This is a genomic window from Ruegeria sp. AF8, from assembly GCF_056541825.1.
This window is the reverse complement of record NZ_JBQFYW010000065.1, coordinates 1-1,681: the sequence shown is the minus strand read 5'-3', so window position 1 is coordinate 1,681 and position 1,681 is coordinate 1. Positions and strand designations below refer to the sequence as shown.

The following is a 1,681-nucleotide window of genomic DNA, read 5'->3' as shown; positions in this document are numbered from 1 at the left end:
CCTTTGTCGCACGCGAACGTGTCAATGGCAGTTCATGGCACCAGACCGACATAGCTCCAATGTCGACAATCGCGGCGAGATCGGACATTCGACCTTTGGCAACTAACGGCAGGTTTGGTCCGCACAGCGGTCATTCACCCAAGTTGCTGAGAACGGCAGCTCTGCGCAACGAAGCCGCCTGATGCTGATGCAGCAATCTAGACCTCGCTGGGTGGCCTTGACCATTAAGTGGTTCGCGGCGCTGCAGCACAGCTTCCCCGAAGCGGTCGTTCAACGCCATACCTTGATCAAATGAGTCAGATGACTGGATGCGCCCAGTGCCGACATGTTTTCTCGAAATTTCTTCTGTACTTTGGTCTGCCGCAGCACGAGACTCATTCAATCGCCGCAAGTGAGAAGTAAGATATGTCGGGACGAAAAATTCCGGTCATCGGACTTGGTGACATGGGCAGCGCGCTTGCCCGCTCTTTCTTGAATGCCGGACAAGAAACCTGCGTTTGGAATCGAAGCACCGCAAAGGCGACGGCATTAGAGAAAGAAGGTGCTGTCATTGCAGCATCTGTGTGTGACGCCATCGAAGAGTGCGATGCTGTCGTTGTTTGCCTTTCGAACTATGGCGCCTGGAAAGAGATAACTGGGGACGACGCGGTTCGGTCAGCACTCGCCGACACAACTGTCATCCAGTTGACCGGCGGCACATTTCCTGAAGTGGAGGCTCATGCCGAGTTAATGTCTGCATGCGGGGCCAATTTGATCGAAGGAGCAATCTTGTGCTTCCCCGAGCAGATTGGAACCGATGTGGCTTCGATAGTCGTTGCAGGGCCGGAAAGAACCGTGCGGAAGAATGCTGCGATATTGGAGACCATGTCACCAAGTATCAGGTACTTGGGTGACAACTACACAGCACCCATTGTGCTTGGCCGCGCGGCAATCTCCAGCATGCTCGGATTTCTGATTGGTACAGTGAATGGAGCAGCATTGTGCGAGGCGGGGGGCGTACCGTTGATCGCTTTTCGGGACCAGGTCGCGCAGAACGCCGATTTGATGCAATCCGAACCGTTACGAATTATTGAAGCAATCGATGCAGGCAAAACAATTGAAACTCAGGCGTCCCTTGCCGTTTGGGCGGAAGGTCAGAGAGCTTTGTTGGAAGTATGCCGCAGCCTTGGGGTTACGACGAACTTTCACGACGGTATCCGGGCGATGTTCGACAAATCGTTCCAACAGAATCTGGGACAACACGACCTTTCGGCGATGATCCATACGTTTTTTTCAGACAGTCAGTGATTGTCAATCATCCAGCCGATTGGTCATAACTATCGGTTTGTGAGCTAGGCCAAGTTCGCCACCGATATGTTGTAGGTGACGACGCCAAAACTCATTTTGTGAACGATTGAGAAAATCCAAGACAACGACTGGATTGTCCTGCTTTTTACCAATTGATCCAAGAGGTAGCGAGTAGGGTGACACAAGCATTCGCGTTCAAGCAAGTGGTTACGGCACGAAAGCAGCCATTGCCGTTACACCGACGAACGCCAGAAAAGTCCCGCATTTGGTGAGTTCATAACTCCATGTATATTGCCTGCGCAGCGAACGGCATCTGTGGGTGGCTCCTGCATTGCAAGTGTTTTCTGGTGATTTCTGCGGTCATTTTCGTCAGTACCTTCGTCTGTCCGGCCTG

At 52.6% G+C, this 1,681-nt stretch carries 1 protein-coding gene; it reads left to right on the top strand.

The annotated features are described in order from the left end of the window. The first annotated feature begins 405 nt into the window (after nt 1-405). Nucleotides 406-1,287: an NAD(P)-dependent oxidoreductase gene (locus tag ACR0AO_RS25350; protein WP_480609782.1), complete on the top strand. Its 882-nt coding sequence runs from the start codon at nt 406-408 to the stop codon at nt 1,285-1,287. Nucleotides 1,288-1,681 lie beyond the last annotated feature (394 nt).